General features: G+C 36.9%; 24 protein-coding genes and 2 tRNA genes. 12 read left to right on the top strand and 14 right to left on the bottom strand.

Annotated features, from left to right (window positions below):
* Nucleotides 1–7 precede the first annotated feature (7 nt).
* Nucleotides 8–700 (bottom strand): tungstate ABC transporter permease TupB, encoded by a 693-nt coding sequence (gene tupB / locus MTT29_RS04705; protein ID WP_429799917.1) that lies wholly within the window; start codon nucleotides 698–700, stop codon nucleotides 8–10.
* Between the two features lie 71 nt (nucleotides 701–771).
* Between tupB and tupA the strand changes: the two genes are divergently transcribed.
* Nucleotides 772–1,590: a tungstate ABC transporter substrate-binding protein TupA gene (gene tupA / locus MTT29_RS04700; protein WP_021085041.1), complete on the top strand. Its 819-nt coding sequence runs from the start codon at nucleotides 772–774 to the stop codon at nucleotides 1,588–1,590.
* 259 nt (nucleotides 1,591–1,849) lie between these two features.
* The gene (locus tag MTT29_RS04695) at nucleotides 1,850–4,093 is read left to right on the top strand and encodes a molybdopterin oxidoreductase family protein (protein WP_429799916.1); all 2,244 of its coding nucleotides are present in this window, start codon (nucleotides 1,850–1,852) and stop codon (nucleotides 4,091–4,093) included.
* Nucleotides 4,094–4,603: 510 nt separating this feature from the next.
* On the opposite strand, the gene MTT29_RS04690 is transcribed toward MTT29_RS04695, so the two are convergent.
* The 6 genes from MTT29_RS04690 to MTT29_RS04665 are packed head-to-tail and all read right to left on the bottom strand — an operon-like array spanning nucleotide 4,604 to nucleotide 6,296.
* The gene (locus MTT29_RS04690) at nucleotides 4,604–5,056 is read right to left on the bottom strand and encodes a hypothetical protein (protein ID WP_103578955.1); all 453 of its coding nucleotides are present in this window, start codon (nucleotides 5,054–5,056) and stop codon (nucleotides 4,604–4,606) included.
* Between the two features lie 4 nt (nucleotides 5,057–5,060).
* A complete protein-coding gene (locus tag MTT29_RS04685; protein WP_107860954.1) occupies nucleotides 5,061–5,294 on the bottom strand; it encodes a histidine kinase in 234 nt (77 codons plus the stop codon).
* 14 nt (nucleotides 5,295–5,308) lie between these two features.
* Entirely contained in the window at nucleotides 5,309–5,518 is a 210-nt protein-coding gene (locus tag MTT29_RS04680; RefSeq protein WP_103579048.1) for a helix-turn-helix domain-containing protein, read from the bottom strand.
* A 45-nt stretch (nucleotides 5,519–5,563) separates the two neighbouring features.
* A complete protein-coding gene (locus MTT29_RS04675) occupies nucleotides 5,564–5,800 on the bottom strand; it encodes a histidine kinase (RefSeq protein WP_108700399.1) in 237 nt (78 codons plus the stop codon).
* On the bottom strand, nucleotides 5,797–6,048 hold the full coding sequence (locus MTT29_RS04670; RefSeq protein WP_103578957.1) for a hypothetical protein: 252 nt from the start codon (nucleotides 6,046–6,048) through the stop codon (nucleotides 5,797–5,799). The genes MTT29_RS04675 and MTT29_RS04670 overlap by 4 nt, the downstream gene beginning before the upstream one ends.
* Complete coding sequence (locus tag MTT29_RS04665; RefSeq protein ID WP_103578958.1) at nucleotides 6,045–6,296, bottom strand: cobalt chelatase; 252 nt, start codon at nucleotides 6,294–6,296, stop codon at nucleotides 6,045–6,047. The genes MTT29_RS04670 and MTT29_RS04665 overlap by 4 nt, the downstream gene beginning before the upstream one ends.
* Before the next feature lie 287 nt (nucleotides 6,297–6,583).
* On the opposite strand from MTT29_RS04665, the gene MTT29_RS04660 reads away from it, so the two are divergent.
* From MTT29_RS04660 to MTT29_RS04620, 9 genes are all read left to right on the top strand, one after another.
* A complete protein-coding gene (locus MTT29_RS04660) occupies nucleotides 6,584–6,910 on the top strand; it encodes a hypothetical protein (protein WP_107856961.1) in 327 nt (108 codons plus the stop codon).
* Between the two features lie 125 nt (nucleotides 6,911–7,035).
* The gene (locus tag MTT29_RS04655) at nucleotides 7,036–7,257 is read left to right on the top strand and encodes a phosphonate transporter (protein WP_107856962.1); all 222 of its coding nucleotides are present in this window, start codon (nucleotides 7,036–7,038) and stop codon (nucleotides 7,255–7,257) included.
* 42 nt (nucleotides 7,258–7,299) lie between these two features.
* Nucleotides 7,300–7,605: a hypothetical protein gene (locus MTT29_RS04650; RefSeq protein WP_429799915.1), complete on the top strand. Its 306-nt coding sequence runs from the start codon at nucleotides 7,300–7,302 to the stop codon at nucleotides 7,603–7,605.
* Nucleotides 7,606–7,818: 213 nt separating this feature from the next.
* Nucleotides 7,819–9,948 carry a hypothetical protein gene (locus MTT29_RS04645; RefSeq protein WP_429799914.1) on the top strand — a complete coding sequence of 710 codons (2,130 nt, stop codon included), beginning with the start codon at nucleotides 7,819–7,821 and terminating at the stop codon, nucleotides 9,946–9,948.
* The gene (locus MTT29_RS04640) at nucleotides 9,945–10,391 is read left to right on the top strand and encodes a hypothetical protein (protein ID WP_103610599.1); all 447 of its coding nucleotides are present in this window, start codon (nucleotides 9,945–9,947) and stop codon (nucleotides 10,389–10,391) included. The genes MTT29_RS04645 and MTT29_RS04640 overlap by 4 nt, the downstream gene beginning before the upstream one ends.
* 1 nt (nucleotide 10,392) lies before the next feature.
* Nucleotides 10,393–11,517, top strand: a complete 1,125-nt coding sequence (locus MTT29_RS04635; RefSeq protein WP_107856964.1) for a zonular occludens toxin domain-containing protein — start codon at nucleotides 10,393–10,395, stop codon at nucleotides 11,515–11,517.
* Nucleotides 11,465–12,730: a type II secretion system protein GspD gene (locus MTT29_RS04630; protein ID WP_429799913.1), complete on the top strand. Its 1,266-nt coding sequence runs from the start codon at nucleotides 11,465–11,467 to the stop codon at nucleotides 12,728–12,730. Before MTT29_RS04635 ends, MTT29_RS04630 begins: the two co-directional genes overlap by 53 nt.
* Before the next feature lie 48 nt (nucleotides 12,731–12,778).
* Complete coding sequence (locus MTT29_RS04625; protein ID WP_429799912.1) at nucleotides 12,779–13,993, top strand: hypothetical protein; 1,215 nt, start codon at nucleotides 12,779–12,781, stop codon at nucleotides 13,991–13,993.
* 2 nt (nucleotides 13,994–13,995) lie between these two features.
* Nucleotides 13,996–14,847 (top strand): tyrosine-type recombinase/integrase, encoded by an 852-nt coding sequence (locus MTT29_RS04620; RefSeq protein WP_429799911.1) that lies wholly within the window; start codon nucleotides 13,996–13,998, stop codon nucleotides 14,845–14,847.
* A 106-nt stretch (nucleotides 14,848–14,953) separates the two neighbouring features.
* Here the strand turns inward: MTT29_RS04620 and MTT29_RS04615 are convergent.
* From MTT29_RS04615 to mraY, 7 genes are all read right to left on the bottom strand, one after another.
* A tRNA-Ser gene (locus MTT29_RS04615) sits at nucleotides 14,954–15,044 on the bottom strand.
* Nucleotides 15,045–15,075: 31 nt separating this feature from the next.
* Nucleotides 15,076–15,151 (bottom strand) — tRNA-Phe (locus MTT29_RS04610).
* Nucleotides 15,152–15,277: 126 nt separating this feature from the next.
* A complete protein-coding gene (locus MTT29_RS04605) occupies nucleotides 15,278–20,476 on the bottom strand; it encodes a hypothetical protein (RefSeq protein ID WP_429799910.1) in 5,199 nt (1,732 codons plus the stop codon).
* A gap of 67 nt (nucleotides 20,477–20,543) precedes the next feature.
* Entirely contained in the window at nucleotides 20,544–22,442 is a 1,899-nt protein-coding gene (locus tag MTT29_RS04600) for a hypothetical protein (RefSeq protein ID WP_429799909.1), read from the bottom strand.
* 176 nt (nucleotides 22,443–22,618) lie between these two features.
* Entirely contained in the window at nucleotides 22,619–23,836 is a 1,218-nt protein-coding gene (gene murD / locus MTT29_RS04595) for a UDP-N-acetylmuramoyl-L-alanine--D-glutamate ligase (protein ID WP_429799908.1), read from the bottom strand.
* Nucleotides 23,837–23,840: 4 nt separating this feature from the next.
* Nucleotides 23,841–24,356: a hypothetical protein gene (locus MTT29_RS04590; protein ID WP_429799907.1), complete on the bottom strand. Its 516-nt coding sequence runs from the start codon at nucleotides 24,354–24,356 to the stop codon at nucleotides 23,841–23,843.
* A 3-nt stretch (nucleotides 24,357–24,359) separates the two neighbouring features.
* Nucleotides 24,360–25,424 (bottom strand): phospho-N-acetylmuramoyl-pentapeptide-transferase, encoded by a 1,065-nt coding sequence (gene mraY / locus MTT29_RS04585; RefSeq protein WP_429799906.1) that lies wholly within the window; start codon nucleotides 25,422–25,424, stop codon nucleotides 24,360–24,362.
* Nucleotides 25,425–25,503: 79 nt separating this feature from the next.
* On the opposite strand from mraY, the gene gpmI reads away from it, so the two are divergent.
* Nucleotides 25,504–26,967: a 2,3-bisphosphoglycerate-independent phosphoglycerate mutase gene (gene gpmI, locus MTT29_RS04580; RefSeq protein ID WP_429799905.1), complete on the top strand. Its 1,464-nt coding sequence runs from the start codon at nucleotides 25,504–25,506 to the stop codon at nucleotides 26,965–26,967.
* The last annotated feature ends 16 nt before the right edge of the window (nucleotides 26,968–26,983 follow it).

The following is a 26,983-nucleotide window of genomic DNA, read 5'->3' as shown; positions in this document are numbered from 1 at the left end:
TTTGCTCCTATTTGTCGAGTTTTCTTAGCGCAAAGATCGCTAAATTTACTAAAAATGCGATAAATATCAAAACCATCGCGAGTGCTATACCCATGGCAAATTCGCCCTTGTTTGTTTCAAGCGAAACGGCTGTGGTGATCGTTCTGGTAAAATACTTGATGTTGCCGCCTATCATCATCGCAACGCCCACTTCAGCCACGATCCTGCCGTAAGCAGTGGCGATAACGACCATGAGGGCGTAGCGTAGCTCGTAAAGCACGCAAAAAACTAGCTTTGCTGGCGCGAGGCGTAAATTTAGGATAGTTAGATAGTGCTTTTTCTCCATATTTTCAACGACGCTTGCAGTAAGCGAGATGATGATAGGAAGGGCTAGCACAAACTGACCTAGCATGACCGCTTTTAGCGTAAAGAGTAAATTTAAGCTGCCAAGCGGACCGTTTCTAGTGATGAATGCGTATAAAATAAGACCAATGGCAACCGTTGGCATGGCTAGAGCTGTGTCACTTAGAAGGCGTAAAATTTTGCGACCTTTAAAGTCATAAAAGCCAAGTATAAAACCAAGTGGAAAGCCTACAATAACAGCAAAAAGTATCGACACACTTGATGTGTAAAGGGTAGCCTTGATGGCTGAATACGTTTCAAGATCGCCGTTTAAAAGTAGATTAAAAGCTTCTGCAAAGCCATTAAGTAAAAAATCCAAATATTATTCCTATTTTTTTATTCATATTATTTTAATATGCTATAATACCACATTTTCTAAAAAGGAGAAAAATGAAAAAGATTATTTTAGGCTCACTAGCAGCCGCAGTTTTGGCGTTTGGTGCTGACAATGAACTAATCATGGCGACTACAACAAGTACAGACAACACTGGCTTGCTTGATGCGATCTACCCAGTTTATAAGGCAAAAACAGGTGTTGATATAAAATGGACAGCTGTTGGTACAGGCGCAGCTCTAAAGCTTGGCGAAGACTGCAACGCTGACATACTTTTCGTTCACTCACCAAAAGTTGAGAAAGAATTTGTAGAAAAAGGCTTTGGCTTAAAAAGAAATGCCGTAATGTACAATGATTTCGTCGTTATCGCTGATAAATCTATCGCTGATAAATTTAAAGGTAAAGATATCAAACAAAGCTTTGAACTTATCAAAAAAGATGGTATCAAATTCTTCTCACGTGGCGACAAATCAGGCACAGACAATAAAGAAAAAGGCATCTGGAAAAAGATCGCTGGCGAAGTCCCTGAAAAAGATAGCTGGTATATGCAAACAGGTCAAGGCATGCTAGCTACGATAAATGCTGCTGCTGAGCAAAAAGGCGTTACATTTACTGACCGCGGTACTTACATTAAATATGAAGCAAACCAAAAAGGTCATCCTGAGATGGTCATCATCAACGAGGGCGACAACGACCTTAAAAACTTCTACTCTCTAATCGCAGTAAATCCAAAACACTGCCCTAAAACTGACATCGAGAATGCAGAGAAATTTATAAAATGGGCGACAAGCGAAGAGGGTCAGAAATTTATAGGCGACTTCAAACTTCTTGATAAGCCACTTTTTACTCCAGACGCAAACACACGCAAGAACTAATACAACGGGCGAGCAATCGCCCATCTTTTATAAATTTTTCATAATCTTTAAATTTATTTTTAATCACTTAAGCTAAAAACCAAATTTAAAATAAGACAAAAAATGGTAAAAAACTCCGTAAATTCAGCGTCAAAGTAATATGCAAATTTTGCATATTACTTAAAATTTTTTTAAGTAAAATAATTAATTTTAAAACTACTTTTATTTTATAAGGTATATAATAACCGAACTATTAGAAATATTACTTGAAAGGAAATCTATGCAAAAGATTGTTCAAACAACCTGTCCGTATTGCGGAACTGGTTGCGGCATAGACCTTATCGTAGAAAACGGTAGGATAGTCGATGCAAAGCCGACTGATAACCACCATGTAAATGATGGCGAGTTGTGCTTAAAAGGTATGTTTGGTTGGGAATTTGTAAATTCTCCAAAACGTTTAACTAAACCAATGATGAGAAAACTAAACGGAGAGTTTAACAAAGAGGGCAAACTCGAAGAGGTTAGCTTTGAAGAGGTTTATGAATTTTTAGGAAAGACTTTTAAAAATAGCGTAGAAAAATATGGTCCAAGCTCTATCATGGGCTTTAGTTCAGCTCGTTCAAACAACGAAGATAACTATGTATTTCAAAAATTCTTTCGTGCTTTAGGAAGTAACAACGTAGATCACTGCGCTCGTCTTTGACACGCTCCAACAGTGGCAGGTCTTGCCAGCACCCTTGGAAACGGAACGATGACAAATGATCTTGTTGAATTTGCGACTGATACAGATGTATTTTTACTAATAGGCACAAACACAAGCGAATGCCACCCTATCATCGCTATGCAGATGCAAAGAGGCTTAGAGCGTGGTGCAAAAATGATCGTTGTGGATCCAAAACGCACCGATATGGCTAAAAAAGCCGATATTTTCTTGCAAATTCCAGTTGGCTCAAACATCAAAACACTAAACACAATGATGAACGTCATCATCTCTGAAAATTTACAAGATACAGAATTTATCGAAAAATATGCAGAGGGTTTTGAGTACCTAAAAGAAGCGGTAAAAGACTTCACTCCTGAGAGATTTGAGCGTGAGACTGGCGTCAAAAAAGAGCTCATCATTGAGGCTGCTAGGATGTATGCAAAAGCTGGCAGTGCTGCTATTTGCTACACTATGGGTATCACTCAGTTTAGCGATGGCACATCAAATGTCTTCTCGCTTTCAAATTTAGCGATCCTAACAGGAAATTTAGGTAAAAAAGGCGCTGGAGTAAATCCACTTCGTGGCCAAAACAACGTTCAAGGCTCATGCGATATGGGCGCACTACCTAATGTCATCCCAGCAGGTGCAGTAAATAGCGCTTACGCACAAGAGCAAGCTCGCAAAGTTTGGCACTTCGAGCTTAATCCAGTGCCTGGCTTTAAACTAACATACGCACCTGATAAGATGGATAGTGGCGAGCTAAAAGTGCTTTATGTTTACGGCGAAAACCCTGTTATGAGCGACCCTTGGACAGAGCACTTTGTGCATGCTACGCATCACCTAGACTGCTTTATCGTACAAGATCTATTCTTTACTGAAAGTGCTCAAAAGGCTGATGTCGTCTTACCTGCAGCTGGTTGGGGTGAGAAAGATGGAACATTTATCAACACATCTCGCCGCGTTCAAAGAACCAGAAAAGCAAGTGAGCCAGTAGGTGGTGTAGAACCTGACTGGAAAGTAGTTTGTAACATCGCAAAAGCTATGGGACTTGAGGGATTTGACTTCTTAAGCGCAGAAGAGGTTTGGGACGAGCTTAGAAAACTAATGCCTAAATTCTTTGGCGGTATCAGCTACTATAGACTTGAAAAACTAGGCGGCATCAGCTGGCCATGCCCCGATGAAGATCATCCAGGCACACCTGATCTTTATACTGATCACAAATCAATGCTACCTGATGGTAAATTCCGCCTAGCTCCAGTACTTTACGCTGACGATAAAGATAAGCGTGCAAGCATGGAGGCTGAATTTAAAGCCAAAATGCATATACCTGATGGCTATCCAGTAGGCTCAGGTGCGATGAGCGAAGTGCCTGATGAGGTCTATCCTTGCCTATTTACAACAGGTAGAAAAGTTTATCACTACCATACTGGTACGATGACTAGAGAGTGCCCACCGCTAGAGTATGGTGCTGGCATCGAAGGTCCGCTAATCGAAGTAAGCCCTGATATCGCAAGAGAAAGAGAGCTAGAAGATGGCTGCTACGCAATGGTAGAGAATAAACGCGGCAGGATCGCAGCTAAACTTCGTGTAAATCCTGACCTTAGGGAGAGTACGATATTTACGACTTTCCACTATAGTGAGGCTGATGGCAATGAGCTCGCAAACGCACAAGACCACGACCCACTCTCAGGTATCACACCTCTTAAGATCACTATAGCTAACATAAAAAAATTAAGCGAAGAAGAGTATATAGCTTTTAGACAACAAAACGAGATGTCTATGCACTCTGAAAAACCTTATCTTTCACCTGTTAGATCATAATTTCAAGGGCGCAATGCCCTTGAATTTTTAATTCAAATTTTCATAGCAAATCAACTTTTATTAACTAAAATTTTCTATTGTTTTAGATGAAATTTCATAGTAAGAAAGGGCTATTTTTTAAAATTACTATGAAGTGCTATCCATATAGTTTTCTCTTTTAAATTTATTAAGACTTTTATGCTTTTAGAGCTTGTATGCGTCATGGCTATCTTTTTAACAAGACTTTATCGGCTTTAATTTTTAAATTGTGTGATCACGGTTGGCGTGAGGGTTTAGGCATTTGTATTTTTTGACTGATTAAGACAGAATATTTTGGCTATTTTTTGAGCTAGTCAGCCAAACAGCCAGCTAAAAAGTTATGATAATAATAGTTTGCTATTGTTTGTAATTTTTTGAATAAAGGTTTTAAAATAACGTTAAAACCGTGGCTCAATGTTTGCAAAAGTTGATAAAAATTTGTGATTGTTTATAACTAGTGGCGGACAGAGAGGGATTTGAATACTATACATTTTATTTCATATCTATTTTTATTAATTCTTTTACGTTATTTACTATTGTTCCTTTTGTTTTACACATTTTTATTTGGTGGTTTTTGTTTAGTTCTGCTTTAAAGCATTTATTTCCTATGTATTCTTTTAAAATTATTTCATCTCCGCCGTATATGGTTATTTCTTTTTTGTTGTATATGCTTATTTCCCCTTTTTCGTTGTCGTATTTCCAAAACATTTCTCTTGGTTGATTATCAAGTAAAATTTCGTGATTTTTTTTAAAACTTATATCCCAGCTACTGCCTGCTGTTAGTATAAAATCTATAAAGTATCTCTCCGTTTGTATGTTCCAGTCGCCTACTAAATTTAAATCTTTTATGTATTTGTTTTGGTTTTTGTTTTTCTCTACGTGTATTTCTATTGGATCAGCAATTAAAAAAATGCAAAGCAATAATAAAGTTTTTAGTATTCTCACTCTATTAACCTATTTCTTTTTTTAGTATTCTTGCTCTTATGTCTGATAAATAAAATTGTTGTTCCATTTCACTTAACTTATCAAATAGCTCTATTAGCTCTTTATGCGTTGGATTTATTTCACTTTCTTTTTGAAAATAAAATTCTAGTATTTTGTATAAGTTTGGGTTATTTTTTTCCCAGTTATAGATAGTTTTTATATCTTTTCCGATGAATTTGGCTACTTCTCTTTTATTCATTTATCTATCTCTACCTATTTTTTTTCTTTTATATTTAGTTTTCCATTGTTTGCTTTTTCTTTTATTTTTTCTAATTTTTCTAAGAATTTTTGAGTTTCCGAAATTTGATCGTCTAGTGCTAGACCTTGGTTTATTAATCTGATTAATTCTGGTTTTTCTTTTTCCCAGTTTGTTAGTGTATTTCTTGTAATATTTAATTTTTCTGCTAATTCTTGTCTAGTCATTTTTTATACTTTTTGACAAATTATTTTGTATTTTATTAGATTTTTTCATTTATCTATCTCTTTTTTAAGTATTCTTGCTTTTATGTCTGATAAATAAAATTGTTGTTCCATTTCACTTAACTTATCAAATAGCTCTATTAGCTCTTTATGCGTTGGATTTATTTCACTTTCTTTTTGAAAATAAAATTCTAGTATTTTGTATAAGTTTGGGTTATTTTTTTTCCAGTTATAGATAGTGCTTATATCTTTTCCGATAAATTTGGCTACTTCTCTTTTGTTCATTTATCTATTTCTTTTTTTAAAATTCTTGTTTTTATATCTAGGATATAGTATTGAATTTCTTGTTCTGATAGTTTTTCAAAGAGCTGTATTAATTTTTTATATGCATCATTTACATATAGGCTTTCTTTGTTTTCTTTTAAATTTAGTCCATTTTCTATAACTTCAAAAAGCTCTTTTCTATTTTTACGCCAGTTATATATTGTTTTTTCAGCTATTTTTAGCTTTTTTGCGATTTCTGCATTTGTCATTTGTATGTTTCTGTTTGTTTTATTTCTTTTTCTAATACTTTTACTTTTAAGCTAGATAAAAAATATTCTTGTTCTATCTCTGATAATTTTTCAAAATATTTTTTTAATTCATCCGTTTTTGAATTATTTTCTTGTTTATCTTTAATATTTTCTATAATGAAATTATATAGTTTTGGTCTTGATTTTTCCCAGTTATAGAGTGTTCTTAGTTCTATGTCTAGTAAATTTGCTATCTCTTTTTTTTCCATATTCTTTGAAATTCTTTCATTTTTAATTTTTATTTAAGTTACATTATGAAATAATTTCATTGTTCGTATGAAATGATTTCATATTTCCGATTTTATCGAAGGTATGTAAATTTTGCCCTTAATATGGCTTTAAACTATTTTGAACCTAATGAACTGCCCGCAACAGAGTAGAGATGTTTAGGGGCTTGTTTGTTACAACCTTAATACGTTGTAAAACTGTTGGGGGTGGTGTAGCTCTGCCCCTAAAATACTTAGCTACAAAACAAATATTTTTTAAGGAGCTACACATGTACACTTATCTTTTAGGCCTTTGTGACGAAGTTCGTCCGATTTCTCGCATCGACAAGAAAACTGGCGAAGTTTCATCGTCTATCGACGTAACTATCACTTTTGAAAGTCGCGATCAACACGGCTATCTTGTTAAATCAACTGAAACTATCAATTATGACTTTTCTCTTAAGCCAAAATTTGATTCTGTAAAAGGCAAATATATCGCTGTTCCATATCGCTTTTTAAATACTCGCAATGGTGCATATATGTTCCCTGATGAAACTTTAAGTTTCCAAGTTTTCAATGAAAATCCTTTTTTGAAAGAAACTAAATCATCTAAATAGTTAAAAGCGGGGGCTATGCCTTAATGTGAGTAGCAAACCACTCTCCCGCTCATATCAATTTCTACAAAGTTTATTTTTTAAATTTTGTAGAGATTGATCTCTAAAATTTTAAAAAGGAGTTAGATATGGAAAAAACTAAAAATTTTCTAAAATCTACTAAGGGTAAAGTTGCTGTTGCTAGCTCTATGTTGCTAACTGCTCCAGCTCTTTTTGCGGCAGATGCTCCAACTGTTCCGGCTACGCCATTAAAAGCTGATTATGCTTTGTTCGATTACGTGTTTGCTGGCGTTATTGCTGTCGCTTTTATCTTTATGATTGCTGGCAGAGTCAAGTCTTTCATAAAGTAGTTTTTTATAGGGGGCTTTTTGCTCCCTTGTAAGGTTAAAATAATGAAAGAAAATGCTATATACGTTCCTAATCTAAATATCTGTGTTAAAGATTTCTACATAAAAGATAAAAAAGTATTTTTTGTAAATTTTGATGATAGCGTTTCTACTTCTGATTATTCATTTTCTAATTTTCAAACAAACTATCTTTTTAACACTGAAACTAATATTTGCTACATTCAAAAAAATGATTTACTTCCAAATTTAGGTATATATGAATATCAATTTAACTTTCTCATGGGTTTTTCTGCGATACTTATAGCATTTTCTTTTCTTATTGGGTTAATTATAGTCGGAGCTACACGATGATTGAAGTATTTAACAATGATGTATTTAATTATTTTTTAAATGTTTTCTCTCTCTTTTTTGTGCCTATTTTTATATACGTTATAGCTCTCTCTTTTGTGAAATAGTTTTTTAGATATAAATTTTTCCTTGCGAAGCTTTAAACTTCTTTTTTTCCGCTGGATAAAAAAGAAGTGACAAGCGAAGCGCGTCAGTAATGAATAGGAGCTCAATATTATGGTTAAATTTCTTTTAAAGCTTTTTTGTCTGCTTAGCTTGTTAAGCTCTTTTTCATTCTCAAAAGAAGTTTGGGTTGATACTGATGTAAATTTAGGAAATCTTTATCCTTTTGGAGATTGCGAATTTTTATCTGGTAAAAAATTTGTAAAATGTTCTGTTCCTGAAACTGGGGGATATAGAATTTTTACTACTTATTCTGTTGAAGATCGTCTTTATTTTAATCCGACTAAATCAAGCGGTTTTTATACTGCTGGAGATTATCTTTACTTTGTTGATAATGTTCGGTTTAGTGGTTATTTTGTTTATAAAAATAAATATTCATCTTATTTGTATGAAGAGAGTGATGCCCATAACGGTGAATTATTCACCTATACAAACATAACTGAATTTCGTATAAATAGTTCTTATGTTGAGTGTTCTGCTAATCAAGTTTTTAATTCTGAAACTAAACAGTGCGAATCTTGTCCAAAAGATCATTCTTTTAGTCAAGAAACTGGAAAATGTGAGCCTGATTTAAAACGCCCTGATTGGTGTCCTAAACCTATGATCTACAATGAAAGAAAGGTAGAGCTTCTATTAAGGGATAAAATTGTTGAAGAGTGTCTGCCTGATCCTAAAATAGATAAACCTACTTGTGAAAAAATGGGTTGGAAATTTCATGATGGTTGTTTTGATAATCTTAGTGGTGCTGAAATGGCTACTTGTATGCGATTTCCTGAAGGTTGTTTGGCGCCTGAAACTATTTATAGAATTAACTCAGAAATAAAGCTTGAAAATGATCTTTTTATTATGGGTGGTTTTATGATCCCATTGCCCATTAATGCTTTAAAAAATGGTCTTAGCTCTTTAGGGTCTTTTTTTAAGGGTCTTTTTTCTAGTGGTTCTAAGCCTGCTAATTTAAATTTATTAGAATATCGCCCCCAAATAGTTGATATTAAAGCTACTAAGGCTGGTCCTGAGCCAGTTTTTAACCTTAATCCAGTTGATGATAATGCAATTGTTTTTAACAGCGTTTTTAAAGAAACTGGCAAGCTTGATTCCACTGCTTCAGCTTCATCAAATATAGTTAAGTCACCCCAAGCAACTGCCGATGTTTCTCCAAATTTAAGAAAATTTGATTTGCCAAAAGATGCTTCAGTTTCTAAAATTGAAAACAATACAATTGTTACTGCAAAGCTTAAGGATATGTCTAAACCTATCCCCACAAAAGATATAACTGTTCCTAATGAAGTTAAAAACATAAACCTTGATTATGATTTAAATACTATGTTTAAAGCTTCTGATAAACCTACTCCAAATTTGCCCATGACAATTAAGCAAACTAGCAATGCAGGCAATAAAGCAACTTACAAAGGTAATATTGTTACCCCTGATAAAAGTGTTATTGATGTTGAAGTTGTTGAAACTACTACATCTACTGGCTCTAAGGTTCAAGATGTAACTTATTCTTATATTTATAAGACCCCAAGCGGTAGTAATAAGTTTTCTACTGGTTACGTTAATACTATTACTTCTGATAATAAAGTTACTAATTCTATTCCAAAAGATAGCACATCAACAAATTCATCTGGTAGCTCATCTAATTCAGGTAGTGGCGGTTCATCATCAACAACTACTCCTAGCCAGCCTACCCAGTCTATTGATTTAAGCTCTTTAGAGCAGGCTTTAAATAGAAATAGTGCCAAGCTTGATACTATAAACGATACTTTAACTTCTATCAAAAATCAACAGTTAGAACAATGGAATTATGAGCCTAATGTTAATACTGCTACTTCTTTTTCTGCACTGCAAAGCGAGCTTGCTAAATTTGATGTGTCCGTTAATGATGCTTTTAATTTTTTGAACAACTTTAAGAGCGATATTGACAACTTAATGAATAACTTTAACGAGTCGCTTGACGTTTTTAATAAAGGTATTGATGCTCCTGATATTCCAAAAGGAACTTGTCCTTTTACTATTAGTGGTCCAACTCCTGGTAGCGGTAAAAATAATTTATTTAATATCGATCCTTGTCGTTTTGTTACTCCTTATAGGTCTATTCTTACTTTGTTTTTCACGATTTGGTTTAGCTTCGAGATCATTATGTTTTCTTTGAAATATCTCTTTAGGGTGGGTGGTGAATCATGAAATGGTTAATCGGTGCGGTTGGTGGTTTTATAGTTAATTTTATTGAATTTCTAGTAAAGAAAATTGGCATAAGAAATACTATTTTAGCCTTTGTTGTGCCTATTTATGCTTCTTTTGTGGCTTTTCTTATTGCTTTTGCTGGCTATGCCATTTTATTTATTATGAAAATTTGGAATTTACTTAGGGAGTATATCCCTAAAATGTTTGATTATGGCTCTAGCGTTAGTGGTTCTTTTGGCGGTTTGCCTAATCAGACTGTTTTAAATTCTGCTATGGAGTTTTTACATCAAAGCGGTTTAGCTTCTGCTTTTTCAACTGCAATGACCTTGTTTATATCTATTCTTAGCTTGTTCTTTGCTCTCCAGCTTTATAGGGTTATCTTGTATGTTAGGGCTAATATGACAAAGATCATAACTGATCTATTAACTTTAATGAGTAGATAGCATGCTTAGTTTAATTATTGGTCCGCCACGTTCTGGAAAAACTTATAAAGCGGTTCATTTAATAAATGATGAGTATGAATTGCACTTAAAAGGCGAATCAAAGTATAGGTTTATTTATACTAATATCAATGGCTTAAAATTTGATCATTTTAACGGCTTTGTAAAGCAATATGATAAAAATGATTTTCTTACTGCCGTTAGTCAAGAATATACCCTTAGTTCTCAATATGAAAATGGCTTTTTAGAGAATGTAGATAATTATGATGAATATGCCTTGAAAAATGGAATTTACGAAAATTATCATCATTGCTTGATAGTTCTTGATGAAGCTTACAACACCTTTACTAAAAACTTTAATGAGAGCTTGGGTAGATTTCTAAGCTATCATGGACACTTTGGGATAGATATTATCTTTCTTTTCCAGTCTAAACGTCAGACAAATAGAGAATATTTAGTTCATACCGAGCTCATGTATATGGCTCAGCCTAGCGGAAAAAGGCTCTTTAGTAGTCTTTTTAAATATAAAGTCTATAGCACTTCATCTAATTTTAATTACAATCTTATTCGTTCTGAAAATCTAAAATTTAATCAAAAAGTTTCAGATTTATATAGTAGTGGTTCAAAAGAAATTTATAAAAGCTATGCAACTAAAAAGATTTTATTTTTAATAATTTTTATTGTAGCTTCTTACGCTATATATAAATTCTTAGAGCCTAAACATGAGCCAGCTCAATCAACTATTCAAGATACTAGGTTTGTTGATTTAAATACTTCTGATTCTAAAGAGCCTAAAACAATTTCAAATAGTGTAGATAATTCAGATATAAACACCACTATTTTTAATAATAATAGAATCTATCTAAGGGTAACTTGCTTTCCAAGCGGTTGTAAATTTAGAAATTACGCCATTGATTTATCTTTAGATAGCTTCTTAGAACTCCTTTCTTTCTCAAACTGCCATATATTCTTACAAGATAAGAAGTCAGGCAACTACATTGATTACTTTGTTTCTTGCCATGCAGATTTTGAAAGGGTTTTAAAAAGCTTAGAAAATTCATCACAAGGGTTTGCAAATGAAAAATCTCCAAAAACTGATTCTAGTCCTATGCTTCCTACTCTCAAGTAGTTTATCTGCCTTAGAATATCGTAATATTGCCTTTAACGATTTCTTAGGCGAGATTAGTTCTATAACTGGTAAAAATATTGTCATTAGTGGCAATGTTGATACTAACTTTGACGTGTTTTTACCTACGCTTGATTTAAGCAATACTGATACTTTTTCTAAGTTGCTTAAAGATATTTTAAACGTGAATGGTCTTGATTATTTGATTCAAGATAGCGTTTTGTTGATATATAATCCAAAAGTTGAAGATAAGCCAGTTTTGAAAGACTATATAATAAAATTTAAGCACATATCAAAAGAAGATGTTGTATCTGCCTTATCTTTGTTTAGTGAAAATATAAAATACACTGTTTATAGTGATAGGATATTGCTTATTACCACTGAAAGCCAGTATAAGATTATTGATAATCTTATTAATGGGCTTGATACTAGCTATCAATTACGACAGCTTAGCTTTACTATTATTAGCACAGATAACACAAAGCTTAAAGAGATTGGACCACGTATAGAATCTATCTTAAGTCCTTTAGATCATTTCTACTTTAAAATTATTACCAACGTTCTTACAGTCGATAGCACCAAAGTTAATAAAGATTCTGTCACCAGTCTTATAAATTTACTTAAAGAAAAGGGCGTTTCTGATCTGATCTATAATCCTAGAGTTACTGTTATTGATAATAAAGATAGCGTAATTGAGAGCGTTATAAAAACCCCTATTCAAAAATCATCAATCGATATTCAAAATAGTCAAAGCATTACTACCAACCAAGTTGAATATCAAGATGTTGGTTTAAAGCTTTATATTTCAAGTGTCTTGATTACTAATGATAGTGTTAGTTTTACTTTGGATCTATATATTGAAAATTTGCTTGATGATACATTAACTCCTAGAATTTCAAGTAGGCATCTAAAAACAAATGTTTATCTTACTGATACAAATTCATTTCTTATTGGCGGTATTAATAGCAAAGAAACAATTAAATCAACAAAGACTATTCCATTTATTGAAAACATTCCTATTCTTGGTGATATAACAACATATAAAAGCGAAAAGACTAGCGATTATAGTTTTAGTATATTTATCACTATGTTACCATCTGAGAAAGATATTTTTTCAGAGTTTTATTATGATCCAGCAGATAAACACATTGCTTTAGAACGCTATTTGACGAGCGCAGCGCGCAACGCAAAAGGGGCCCCACGTAGTGGGGAATGAGCGTGCGCTCTTGGCTATATATAATATAACTGTGTACAAAGGTGTAAAATGTATGGTATTAGTGAAACTGATAAAATCTTTTTAAAAACTAAGTTAGAAAATCAAAAGAAATTTCTAGACAGCAATTTCTTTATGATAAATGGCGAGTATGTCCCTTACTCTAACTTTTATTTTTCTAGCTGGCATAACTCGAACAGATACATTGCGGAGCTTAATAACCGAGTAGCTAGTCTTAATGATTATGCTCAAAGTCAAGGGCTTTGTCCTATCTTTGCAGTTTTTACCTTGCCTAGTGAGTATCATAAACAAAAGCTTATAACCCTTAAGAGTGGTAGAAAAAAGCTTGTTTATAATAAAAAGTATATCGATGATGAAGATCATAGCGTTAGCGCAGGAGCTAGCAGGCTTCAAACTTTAGTTAGAAAAATTATTGGTTCTCGATGTTTTAGGGGTATTGCTTCAGATAAAAGATGCTACATAACTACAAAAGAGCCGCATTTAGATGGGACTTGCCATTTAAATTTTCTTGTTTTTGTTCAAAAAGAAAAATTTAATGATTGTGTTCGAGTTATTAAAGATAATTTTTTAGATACTCATAGCAGGGTTGAAACCGATATTAAAAACGCTACTTCGTATGTTATGAAGTATATTTTTAAAACTCTTGATGATTTACGCCAAAACCCTGATTTGGATAACTTGACCGATATAAGCTACTGGTATTTAAAGCATAAAATTAGGCGTTTTACTATGTCGCAAACGTTTATTAGTCTTGAAATTTATAGAAAACTAAACGGCAGTATTGACCTAATATCTCTTACTAAAAATTATAATAAAGGCTTGGTTACTGTTGTCGTTGATCCTGATACCAGGAAGCCTTTAAAAATATTTGATGAATTTGGCGAACTTTGGCAAAAGACTAGAATAATTAAAGATAGCAATACTATAAAACGATACGAAGATGCAAGCGATGAAATAAAGAGCTTTGGCACTAATTTAAAACAAAGACAAATTTTAAAGCTTTGCGATGAGCTTTTTAAAAGCGATGAAAAGCCTAAACCAGTAAGCAGAATGAAAGATTACGAGTTAGTCAATTATTATCAAAGCTTGGGCGGTGATGTAAATGCCCAGCATTTAGCCTATGTTGAAAATTTAATGCTTGATCGTAACTTAGATAATTTTACGCATTATCATGAAAGGCACGATCTTAATGCTCCTGATATTGATAGTTTTGTAGATAGATTTTTGATTTGCAATGAATTTTAACTATGCAAAACGTTAAATTTAAATACTATGCTGATTTATATCTTAAGCTCGGTAAGTCTGAATGGAAATTATCTACGTATTGTAAGAATAAAGGCATTGTAAAAAATAGGCTAAATGTTTTCTTTGATTTAGATATTTACGAAATAAAGCCTAGCGTTATTCGTTTATGGCTTAATTCTATACAAGACGTTTCTAATAAAAGTAAAAAACATTATTTAAATTCTTTATCTATGATCTTAAAGCTTGCCCTAGAAGATGAAATAATTGATAAAAATCCCATTATACATATTAAAAGCATAGTCCATAAGACACCAAGAATAGAGCCTTTTACTAGCCAGCAAGTAAATGATATTCTAAGATTATCTACTAGATATAATGATAGATTCCAAATTTTTTTATATATTGGCTTTTTTACAGGCATGCGAACTGGCGAGATATTATCTTTAAAATTAAAAGATATTGATTTAGAAAATAGGGTTATAAATATTAATTCTACCAGGTCCAGATTTGGCGAGAATACACCTAAAACAATTTATTCAATTAGAACTATACCTATCTTGGATAATTTGTATAATAAGCTTAAAAAATATATTGAGAGCTATCAAGACAATATTTATCTTTTACAAACACAATATAATGAACCTTATAGAGATACTGGCGTTTTTACTTCTGATTTTTGGAAGCCTATATTATATGAATTAAATTTGCCATATAGGCGACTTTATAATATGCGACATACTTATGCTACTTCTATGCTTTATGGTAATTATGTTACTCCAGTAGAGTTATCAAAGCTCTTGGGCCATTCCACTCCTAAAATGATTTACGATGTCTATGTAAATTATCTTAATTAAAACTTAAAAGACTTTAAACGAGATATTTCAATTTATTAATTTGGGTCGGCATAGGGATTTTTTTATTTTATAAATTTGTTGTTAAATGCCGTATTTTTGGGGTTTGTGGCGGACAGAGAGGGATTTGAACCCTCGAGCCCCGATTAAGAGCTGCACCCTTAGCAGGGGTGTGGTTTCAGCCGCTCACCCATCTGTCCGTGTCCATGAAAAAAGTTTATGAAAAAGAAATGGTGGTTAGAGGCAGAATCGAACTGCCGACACGCAGATTTTCAGTCTGCTGCTCTACCGACTGAGCTATCCAACCACGTTGATAAAAGAAATTGGATTATACATTTTAAATATTTAAACTAAGTTTAAAAATATACAAGAAGCTTTTGTTTTTAAGAAATTTAAATACAAAACTATAAATTTTAGCCTGACAGAGTTAAATTTAATGCACCAAATTTACTACACTTACATCTTTGTCTATCTCGATAAAAAATGTTTGTGCGCCAGCTCCGCTACCATATACGCCTTTATAGACTTGATTTAGTGCATGTCCGCTACCATCAATCGCCACTTGGTTGTGCGTATCACCTAAAGTGCTATGCTTTAAATTTAGTGCTGCCACTTCGCTGTCTGTAGCTTGCGTGAAGATAGTGCCTTTACCCTCCAGCGCCACTTTGTCGTTATTGTCGCCTTTGATCTTTAGCACGGTATTTACGCTTTTTAAGCCACCATCTGTTACTTGTGAGTCTATGATATCAAGCACGCTTTTGGCATCCAGTCCTATCGAGACCGCCTGAGTGCTCTTGCTGCCAAGCTGTAAAATTTCAAAGCTCTTTAGTTTATCATTTAGATCATCCACTCTGCTAAGATCGATGTTTTCAGTAAAGATGAGTGTATCTACGCCGCCTTTTGCGTCTATCTTTTTGCCTTCGTAGGTAAAGGTATTATTTTGATCATCTCCCTCGTGAGTGATCTTGATATTTTTATCTATCTCAACGAAAAATGTTTTTGTGTTAGCTCCATCAGTGTATGTGCCCTTATAGACGTGATTTAGTGCATGTCCACTACCATCAATCGCTACTTTATTAAATTCATCTCCAATGGCTTGACTATGTTTCCAGTTAAGCATAGTCACTTCTTTATCAGTAGCTAGTTCAAATTTATTATTTCCATCACTTATTAGCTTAACGCCATCTTCATCATCGCCTGAGATTTTTAAGACAGTATTCATATTTTGCGTATCTTGTATCTTTTTTCTACCACTTCCTGAACCAATGGTTATGGTGGTCTCTTTTGAGTCTATGATATCAAGAACGTTTTTAGTATTTAGTGATATTGAGACAGCTTGGGTTTCAGTACCTAGTTGCAAACGTTCAAAACTTTTTAAAGTATCATTTAAATTACTTACTTTTTCTAGTTTTGTATCTTCAACAAATATCAGCTTATCTACACCACCTTTTGCATCTATACTCTTGCCATTATAGATAAAGACATCATTTAGATTACTTCCTTCAAGAGTATTTGTATTGTGTTTTAAGTGCATTACTCTATTAAAATCATCTGGGTCATTTCCATAACCATTTAGTGCTTTTCTATAGCCATTTGCGTCAGCACTACTAACGTATCCTTTATCTTCCAAAGCTTTTATATAGCTATTACTAAAAAGATGTGTACCACTACCTTGCGAGCCAATATTTTTAAAGTCAGCATCTGTATATATAGGATTTTTATGTTTTCTTATCTGTATATCAAGATCCACATCCGTTCTTTGATCTATATATTCTATATTTAGTTTGTAAAAGCCTTTTTTTAATTTTATTACGTTTGGGTATCCTAAAAAACTATCGCCCACTCCATTAACCTCTCTTGTAGACCAAGTGTTTGGATTTGCTGAAGTTGGCTGTTGATCAGCGTTCCAATATGACGCAACTATTTTATAGTCACCAAGCTCCATATATACATGATCTTGAAAGTGGTCTGCTCGTACGTGATACTCGCCATCTTCTTGTATGTATATCCATCCACTCATATGCATGATAAGGTCTGTTCCTACCGTCTCAGCTTCTAGCAAGGTGTAGTTGCCTGAGTGATTTACATTGTAGTGAGTGCCAGTGTGGTCTGTATCGCTTGCCATAGGGGAGTGTCCTACTCTTGCCATATCATTTGTGTTTAACTCTCCTGCTGATGGTCTAGTCCAGCTTAATTTATAGTCTTTGCCTCCTCTAAAAGAGACTTCATCAAATGTAGTAGTAGCGCTAGCACCTGCCCACTCCATCCACTCTTTATAGTGATGTTTTACATAAAATAAATTTGCACTATCTGTTGGCAAAAATGGTCCAGGATACATAAATTTATTTATAAATTCTTTATTTGTACAATCATAAAACCACATATCAACATCAAGCCCTTTGTTTGCCACCATAGTTACGGTTTGAACAGCTAAATTTCCTGCATCATCTAGTCTTTCTATTATGTAGTTTTTGCTGCCAGTGTTTTGCGCTACGTTAAAGCTTCCAGAGTAGCTTAAATTTCTATCAAGTGTCAGTGTCGTCTTATCAGATGTCTCAGCGTCTATGACCTCTACCTCTTTTGATTTTTCATCGTGTGGATTGTTTGCAGCTTCGCCTTTGCCGCTAAAATTTATAGCGTAGCTACCAGAGCTATTTTTTATATTATCAAAGTCAGATTCTATTAGCTTGTCAGGCTTTGAGTCAAGATCGACTGTGATAGTTAGGTTATCATCTCTTTGAGGTACGCCGTCAGTCCCCACATAGGTGGCGTCTATGATATGGTGCGTTCTATCTAGCTTTTTGCCAACCTTTTCAAAGTCTGCTACGACGGTGTTATTCTCGATCTTGGCTATAAAGCTATCACTTATATTTCCGTTTTCATCTTTTATCTCGATTAGCACGTAGCCTTTGCCGTCACTTGTGGTATCGGGCTTATTTATACCAAATTTAATGTATGGCTGTTCGTCATTTGTAAGAGCGATGTTGTAGTTTATCTTTTGGGTCGAATTTGACTCATACTGGCTTGTCGAGATGATATGCTCGTAGTTCTCTTCGTTTAGGTATTTTGCAGAGTGGATATCGGCATTATCTATCTTTGTAACAAGCTTTACATCGTCTATATAGTCAAGCACACCAAAGGCAAATAACCTGCCACTTGAAGTGCCTGATATTGCACTTCCATCATCTTTTATAAGGGTCGCATCGACTAGGGTAGGTCGCTTGCTACTTACCGTCACGTCTGGTATGGTGATAGCGCCGTCACTTATCACCTTGATATCGCTTGGATCTTTTTTATTTATCATATGCACGCCATCATCGTCTAGGATGTAGCTCACGGTTGATTGTTTGTTAGTAAGTGGGTTTAGGATGCTTATCTTTAGCTCATCTTTTGGCACTGCGCTACTTGGGAGATAGACCTTTACATCAGAGGTCGTTATAGCTCCAGTGGTGTCATCTATGAGCCCATCTCCGTCAGCGTCTTTGACAAATTTAGCCACTGGGCTGTCGCTAAATTTTATCTCATTTGTGTCGCTCTCGCCTTTGTTGCCAGCCTTGTCCATCATGGTCGTCGTTATGCTTGTGGTTTTGCCATGCTCTATTGGCACTGTGATCTTAAATTTACTATCATTTAGTGGCACTTCATTGTGATCAGGGGCGATTATCTTGCCATTAGTGTATGTGTAGACCTTGTGCGTTTTGCTGCCGTCTGGATTTGTGACATCTATGGCTATCTTATCGCCTTCTTTTATCACGCTTGGGATTTTTATAGATGCCTCAGTTTTTGTTGGATCGCCGTCATTGTATCTGTTTTCTGAGGTATCTATCTTGCCATCTGGTGTTCTATTGCTAGAGCCCAAGTCACTATCAAAGCTTATCTTGGCTGATTTTACAGGAGGAGCTACTACGACGCTTGGGGTGGTTTGGCTGCTTGTGCCATTTGGTTTTGGCGTGCCATGCTCGTCATTAACCGTTGTGCTTATAGATACACTTGAGCCAGGTGCCACTGGCACGCTTACGCCTGGCACTTCAAATTTACCATTAACTATTGGCACTACTACGTTTGGGCTGTTTTTATCATAAACGCTTGTGCCATCATCGCTTACGACAAATTCTTTTGGCGAGCCACCTATGTTTATAGTGACGCTCTCTTTTGGTTTTATAGTGCGAGGTAAATTTATCTCAACCTTTGAAGTGCCATCTCCTATCTCGTCGCTACTTATCAGACCATCGCCGTTTTTATCAGCTGTTAGCGTCACTTTTACAGTGTCACTTACACTGCTGCTTGGCGTAGTGCTTGTGGCTGAGACGTTGCCAAATTTATCGACTACGCCAGTTTCTATGCTGCTTCCTGCTGTGATGTTTGCGATGTTTGGCACGCTAAAGCTGACTGTGCCATTTTCATCGGTCGTAAATGTATAGGTGTTGCCGTCCTCATCAGTTGCCGTGCCATTTTCTTTATCTAGCGTAAATTTCTTCTCAACTGGTGGTTTGCCTGGTTCATTTAGCTTAAACGTGATCTTATCTCCAGTGCTAAGCTCATCAGGCACTACAAATTTCATACCGCTAGTTTGCGTGCCACTGCCATATCCTAGCTCGGTCGCATCTATCACGCCGTCGCCATTTTTGTCAAGATCAAGCGTGGCTGTCACTTTTGAGATGGCTGGCGTGTCGTTTAGCTCATAAGCAGTTGGCGGCGCGGTAAATGTCCTGCCACCAGTGGTGTATGAGCTTGTCACGGTCGTTTTGCCATGGTTTAAAATTTCAACCCCAGTGATCTCTGCTTTGCCATTTACGATAGGTATAGGAGGCGCTCCAGTAGGTGTGCCGGTGCTATCAACTGGGATTAGCTCGTTTGTTATCGTATTTACTTTGTAGCTACTAGTTTTGCCACCACCTTTCATGTTTGTCTTTATCGTGATGATGTCGCCATTTTTAGCAACGTCTGGGATATGGGCGTCTATGCTTGTGATGATTTTCTTGCCATCAGGAGTTTTTGGTAGTGAGTTTAGCTGCGCTCCTCCTAAAAAGCCTTTTTTCTCGCCAGTATCGCTTGTGAGGTTAAAATTTAGCACGATGTTTGGCTCTGGCGGTGTGAAATTTAGGTTTTGGGCGCCAAATCCAGCGTAAGAGACCCCGCCGATCTTAGCCTCGCCAACTGGCCATTTGACCTCGTCATGCCTAGCTTCAAGAGCGCGCAAACCTGTGTAAAAGTCGTAGATATTTGAGTAGTGACCACCTAGTTCAAATTTGATGCCACTACTGCTTGCTGAGGCGAAGTTATGTGGTGATGAGCCGTGAGAAGATAGCTCTTGATGGGAGATTTGATCATCGTCATTTGCGTGTTCTTTGTGATTTTCAAGGATGTTTGCGTTTTTTGGGATGACTAGCTCGCCTTTGTGCTCAGCAAAGACATTTACCGTGTGAAATACCGAGCTAAAGCCGACATAAGCCTTTTCGCCGTCATCAAAAACAATGGTAAGGTTCGAGTTTTCGCTCGTTTTTATATCGTCACCAAGGTAAATTTCATCGCCTTTGTGCAGCACCCTCATAGTGCCGTCCCTGCTTATGGCGATGGCTTCACCCTTGATCTTTTTGATAACGCCGATCCTTATGGCGTCAAAATTTGGCATTTTTTCATCCCTGTAAAATGTGTGTATTGTAGTATCGGAAAAACTCTTAAAATTGATATAGTTTGTACTACATCACCTCGACATGCACATTTTTATCTATCTCTACGAAAAATGTCTGTCCAGCGTTATTTTCGCCTTTATAGACTTGATTGACCGCTTCGCCACCAACCTCATTGAGCTTGTTATCATCAGCTCCGATGACGCTATTTTTTGCATTTAGCGCGGCTACTTCGCCATTTGTGGCCTTTACGAAATTTCCAACTAGCTGCACCACGTCGTCACTATCGCCTGAAATTTTGAGGATGGTGTTTAGGCTCTCTAAGCCATCAGGTCCTTTGGTAGGGTTGGAGTCTATCATGTCGCTTATGTTTTGCCCGTTTAGCTTTAGCTTCACAGCCTTTGTGTGATCAAGCTCGATGCGCTCAAAGCTCTCAAGGCGCTTATCTAGCTCCTCTATCTTTGTTAGATCCACGTTTTGGGTAAAAAGTAGCGTGTCTTTACCACCTTTTGCGTCGATATCGTGTGAGTTAAAGATAAATTTATCATCATCATTACTACCAACGTCTTTAGTGCCTTCAAATTTTAGGCTATAAGGCTCATTAAAGTCGCTTGCATTGCTACCAAATATAGTGCCATCAGGCTTTTTGGCTGCTTTATAAAATGTATCGCTCTCTTTTGTCACAAGATGATTGTGTTCAAGAGCCTCCATGTAGGCGTTGCTGACTAGTTTTATGTTAGGGTCATCTGAAATAATTTTATTAGGGCTGATACCAGAGAATGCTACAAAAATATAACTATATCTCTCATCAGATACTTCTATATGTACTTTATAAAAGCCGTAGTCTTCTGTTAAATTTAGGCTACTTGTGCTTTCGCTTTGTATGGCATTGCCTTCATCCCTGCCGCCATTTTTACTTGCCGATCCAAATGGCTGCCATGAAATTTCTCTACCATCAAATTCAAACTTAATACTTTGCCTTTCATGCTTTGAATCATAATAAAACTTGTTAATATCACTACGATTTTTTATAAATATCCAGCCATCCATACTGACCATTACTCCATCTGCTGTTATCTTGGACTCATATAGTTTATAGTGTCCGTTTAAATTGTGTGGCTTGAAGGGGCTGGTCATATTTTCGCTTAGTCTATCATTGGCATAGTCTGCATTTGAAGCTCTGCCTATCCTAGCGAGCTCCATAGCTGTCGGAGTACGGTCGCGTAGTCTGCTAGCTTTAGCTGGATCTGATGTGTCGAAATATCCAGGATCAGCCTGTTGCCCACTATAGTAATATAGGTCATTAAAAGTACTTGTCGCACTTACGTGATGGCTTGCACTCCACTCTTTTAGTATGCTTTTGCTATTATGCTCTATATCATAATAATCAAGCCCTCGCCCATGGTTTCTAACTGAGTCATAAAGCCATATATCTGCGTCTAGTCCTCTGTTTGTGACATTTAACACATTTATGGTATCTATAAATGGCTCTTCTTTTGGCTCTGCAGCGCCGCCGCTTTTTTCTACCAGCGTGCTAGAGGCTAGGCTTGAAGCGCCTGAGGCGCTTTTTAGCTCGCTTGGCTGGGTGCTATTTACGTTTGGCTCTAAAGATCTGTGTTGGTTGTAAATTTGATGGATATTTGCGCTATGTCCGCTTGTGACAAAGCTAGCAGCACTTAGAGATATGCCCTCGCTCGCCGATGATCCGTATCCGTGCTCGCTCTCGCCCTTTTCTTCTGCTGGTTTTGTTGAAATTTTTAAAATTTCATCTAAATTTACGCTTTGATGAGCGCTTAAATTTACCTGCTCGCCATTTTCTAAAGTGATCTTGGCATCTAAATTTTTAGTAAAAATTTTCTCTCCAGCGTAAATTTCATCGCCATCTTTTAGCATTTTTATGCTTCCGTCTTGGCTTATGATGTAAATTTCACCCTGAATGTCTTTTATGATCAGCTTTTTTTCTTTCATATCTTTCCTTGTTTTAGTCTAAGCCATATCGGATAAATTTAAAAAACATATATAGCTAAGGTCTTATTTTTTTAGGGGATTGTAGCAAGATGAGCCAGATATTATCATTGTTTTACGTCAAAGTAATACCTGTAAATTTATGAAATAGCAGGTTAAATTTAAGAGGAAATTGCGACTTAAAGAGCCCTTATAAACTCTTTAAATTTATCTCCTCGCTCGGCATAGCTCTTAAACTGATCAAGGCTCGCAGCTGCTGGGCTTAGAAGCGCTATCTCGCCACTTTTAAGCTCTTTGCTTATCTCATTTACGGCGTTTTGTAAAAAGTCGCATTTTAGGGCAGGCACGCTAAATTTGGCAGCTAAATTCATAAGCTTGTCGCTATTTGAGCCGATGGCATAAATTTTGACCTTAAGACCCTTTAAATTTTCAAAGAGCTCATCCATGCTAACGCCCTTGTCATCGCCGCCTAAGATCAGGTGCATGAAGTGATCTTTGTAGCGTTTCACGGCTTGAATGCTCGCATCTATGTTGGTCGCTTTTGTGTCATTTACCCAGGTTCGACCCATCTTATCAGTAAATTCTTCGAGCTTGTTTGCCTCGATGACAAATGTGTTTAAAAGCCCCACATCGCAGCGGTCAAATAAAATTTTCTCCACCGCAAGTGCCAGTAGCGCGTCAAGCAAAAATGGCGTTTTAAAGGCTATATCATCCAAATTTACAGCGCAAAATTGAGCCAAGTCGCTCTCATCTTTATAGGCGATCACTTTGGCCTTTGTAGGCGTTTTAGCGTAAATTTCAGGCACGATAGCTACGCTTGTTTCGCTCATGCTAGAAAGCGGCTTAAGCTTTGCCTTTTCGTACTCGCTCATGTTGCCATGCCAGCTTAGATGGTCTGGAGTGATCGGCAAAAGCACGTAAATTCCTGGTGTGGCGCGCTTTGTATAGTGCAGGGTAAATGAGCTAGTCTCAAGTATCCAAATTTTAGCATGCGGGTCTAAATTTGCTAGTGCGATGCCGACGTTTCCGCCCATGACTGAGCCTTTGCTCTCTAGCAGGTGCTGCATCATCTTTGTGGTCGTCGTCTTGCCGTTTGTGCCGCTTATCCAGATGTTAAATGGCAGATGCGCCTTGTAAATTTCGTAAAAATAGTCATATTCGCTGATCAAATTCTTAGCTTTTTTGACAAGCTCGTGGTGAGGCGGGATGCCTGGGCTTGGTATCTCTAGGCCGCTTTTTGCTGGGTCAAATTCGCCAACTGGCAAAAGAGCGTTGCCAAACTCATCCTTAGAAATTTCGCTAAATTTATCATCATATATATCCCAAAGTCCGTCATTTACGAAGTTTTTAGCGATAGCCTTTGTCGTGCCACCATAGCCAAATAGTGATTTTCTCATGCTTTTATCCTCTTTCGCCCCATAAAATTTCTACTATCTCGTTAGCACTTAGCTCACGCATCACGCCCTCTATCTTGCGGCGATCAAAGAGCTCAAAGCTAAATGTTTTGGCAAAATTTAGCTTCAAAAACTCTGCAAAATAAGCGCCTTTGCAAGCAAATGTCACTCTTGCGTAAAATGCCTCTAAAAAATCATCATCAAATTCAGGCACAGGTGCCAACATGCGCTCCACGATCTCGCTAAGCTCGTCTTTTGTTATATCAGGCACCACTTTTGGCTCTGGCAAAGCGATGTCAAAGGCGAGATTTTCAGCGCCCTCGGCCTCCCACCACTCATGCAGGCTAAATTTACTCATATCTTTGCCGCTGATCTTGGCTAGACGCTGCTCTACCTTGCGGTACTCTCCGCCGTCCTCATCGTCATTTTCGTCGCAATAGTCGGTGTAGGCTAAAATTTGCTCCAAAATTTCATCATATTTTTTTCTAGCACTCTCAAAGTCAGGCTCTATCTGCGCTCGCATGATCTACCTGATCTTTAGCGCGGTCAGTGCGATCAAATTTGCCAAAAGCGCGATGATCCAAAAGCGCACGATGATCTTATTTTCCGCCCAGCCTTTTATCTCAAAATGGTGATGTATAGGCGCCATTAAGAAAATTCTGCGTTTAAAAATTTTAAAGCTGCCCACCTGCAAGATGACGCTTAGCGTTTCAACGACAAAGATGAGGCCGATGATGATGAGTAAAATTTCATTTTTGGTCGCAACGCCCATAAAGCCGATATATGCGCCAACGCTTAGGCTGCCGCTGTCACCCATAAAGACCTCGGCTGGATGGCAGTTAAACCACAAAAAGCCCATGAGCGAGCCAATTAGCGCAGAGGCCACGACGACGCTCTCGCCAACGCCTGCGATCTTTGGTAAAAGTAGGTACGAGCTAAAGACAGCGTGGCCGCAGATGTAGGCAAAAACGCTAAGTGTTAGAAGCGAAAATATCGATGGCACGGCGGCAAGTCCGTCAAGTCCGTCTGTTAAATTTACCGCATTTGAGGCTGCGACGATGACTAGTGTCCAAAAGAAAATGGCAAAAATTTTCATGTCAAAGATCGGCTGCTTGTAAAATGGCAGGTAAAACTCGGTGTTTAGCTCCTTGCTAAAGTAGAGAAATGCTGCGAGCAAAAAGGCGATGAGAAACTGAAAAAAGAGCTTTGCCTTTGGGCTTAAGCCGGCGTGGTTTTTCGCACCTAAAATTTTGCTGTAGTCATCCTTGTAACCAAGCAGAGTAAAGCAAACTAGGCAAAAGAGCGATGCTAACACAAAGGCGTTATCAAGCCTTGCGCAGATGATCGTGGCGATCACGGCTGTAAAGACAAAGACAAGTCCGCCCATGGTTGGCGTTTTTGCCTTTTTTTGGTGAGTTTGTGGGGCTAGCTCGTAGATAGGCTGGGCGGCGTTTTTTGCCTTTGCCCAAGCGATAAATTTAGGCATCAGATAAGCTGTCAAGATAAATGCTATGAAAAACGCGATGCCAGCGCGAACGGTGATATACTGAAAGATATTAAAATTTAAAATTTCATAGATATAGTAAAACATAGGGGCCTTTATTTTAAAAAAAAGCAATTTTAGTATAATGGCCTTAAAAATTATCTAAATTTAAGGATAAAATTTAAAAATGGCTCAAAAAACTATACTTATAATAACTGATGGCATTGGATCAAATAAAAATGGCAAATTTAACGCATTTGAGGCGGCCAAAAAGCCAAACTACGATAAATTTTTTAAAGAAATTCCAAACTCACTCATAAAAACTTCTGGAAACGCTGTAGGGCTACCTGAGGGGCAGATGGGAAATAGCGAAGTAGGGCACATGTGCATAGGAAGCGGTCGAGTTTTGTATCAAAATTTGGTCAAAATTTCACGCAGCTTTAGTGACGGCTCAATAGCAGAAAATGAAGCGCTAAAAGCCCTTTTTAAAAAGTGCAAAAAAATTCACGTCATGGGGCTATATAGCGACGGTGGCGTGCACTCCCATATGGAGCATTTTGATGGCATGTGCGAGCTTGCTAGCAAAAATGGCTGTGAAGTTTTTGCTCACGCTATCACCGACGGACGCGATGTTAGCCCAAATAGCGGTCTAAATTTCATAAAAAGCTTGGAGGCTAAATTTAAGGTAGCGACCGTTTGCGGGAGATTTTACGCGATGGATAGAGATAAACGCTGGGAGCGTGTCAAAGAGGCCTATGATAGCTTGGTGGAGGGGGCAAATTTAAGCAGTTTAACGCCAAGCGAGTATCTACAAAAAAGCTACGACGAGGGCGTGACTGACGAGTTTGTAAAGCCAGCTAGTTTTAATGGCTTTAAGGGCATAGGTAAAGATGACGGCGTGATCTTTATAAATTTTAGAAATGATAGAGCAAGAGAGATTTGCGAGGCTTTGGGCGAGGAGAAATTTAGCGAGTTTAAGCGCCCTTTTGCTATCAAAAATCTAATCACCATGACCGAATACGACGCAAATTTTAAATTTGAAGTGCTCTTTAAAAATGAAAAGATAAAAAACACTCTAAGCGAGGTCATAGCAGCCGCTGGTCTAAGGCAGCTTCACACGGCTGAGACTGAAAAATACGCGCATGTAACATTTTTCTTTAATGGCGGCGTCGAGGAGCTAGCCAGCAACGAAACTAGGGTGCTCATCCCTAGTCCAAAGGTCAAAACCTACGACGAAAAGCCAGAGATGAGCGCTGCGGAGGTTTGCAAAGCCGTGCTAAAGGGCATGGATGACGAGCAAGACTTTATCGTGGTAAATTTCGCAAATGGCGATATGGTGGGACACACTGGCAACTACGAGGCTGCTATAAAGGCGGTTGAAGCAGTGGATATGGCTCTTGGAGAAATTTACGCCAAGGCAAAAGAGAAAAACTACGCTATGATCATCACGAGCGATCACGGAAACTGCGAAGAGATGCGTGATAGCAGCGGCGAGCTACTGACAAATCACACAACCTACGACGTCTTTTGCTTTGTGATGGCTGATGGTGTTAAAGAGCTAAAAAATGGCGGACTAAACAACATCGCGCCTAGTGTTTTAAAGCTCATGGGGCTTGAGATCCCGGCTGAAATGGACGAGGCGTTATTTTAAATTTGATAATATAAGC

Source organism: Campylobacter concisus (assembly GCF_050447485.1).
GTDB lineage: Bacteria > Campylobacterota > Campylobacteria > Campylobacterales > Campylobacteraceae > Campylobacter_A > Campylobacter_A concisus_BQ.
Note: the sequence above shows the minus strand (reverse complement) of the source record. Positions and strands in the feature narration are given on the sequence as shown.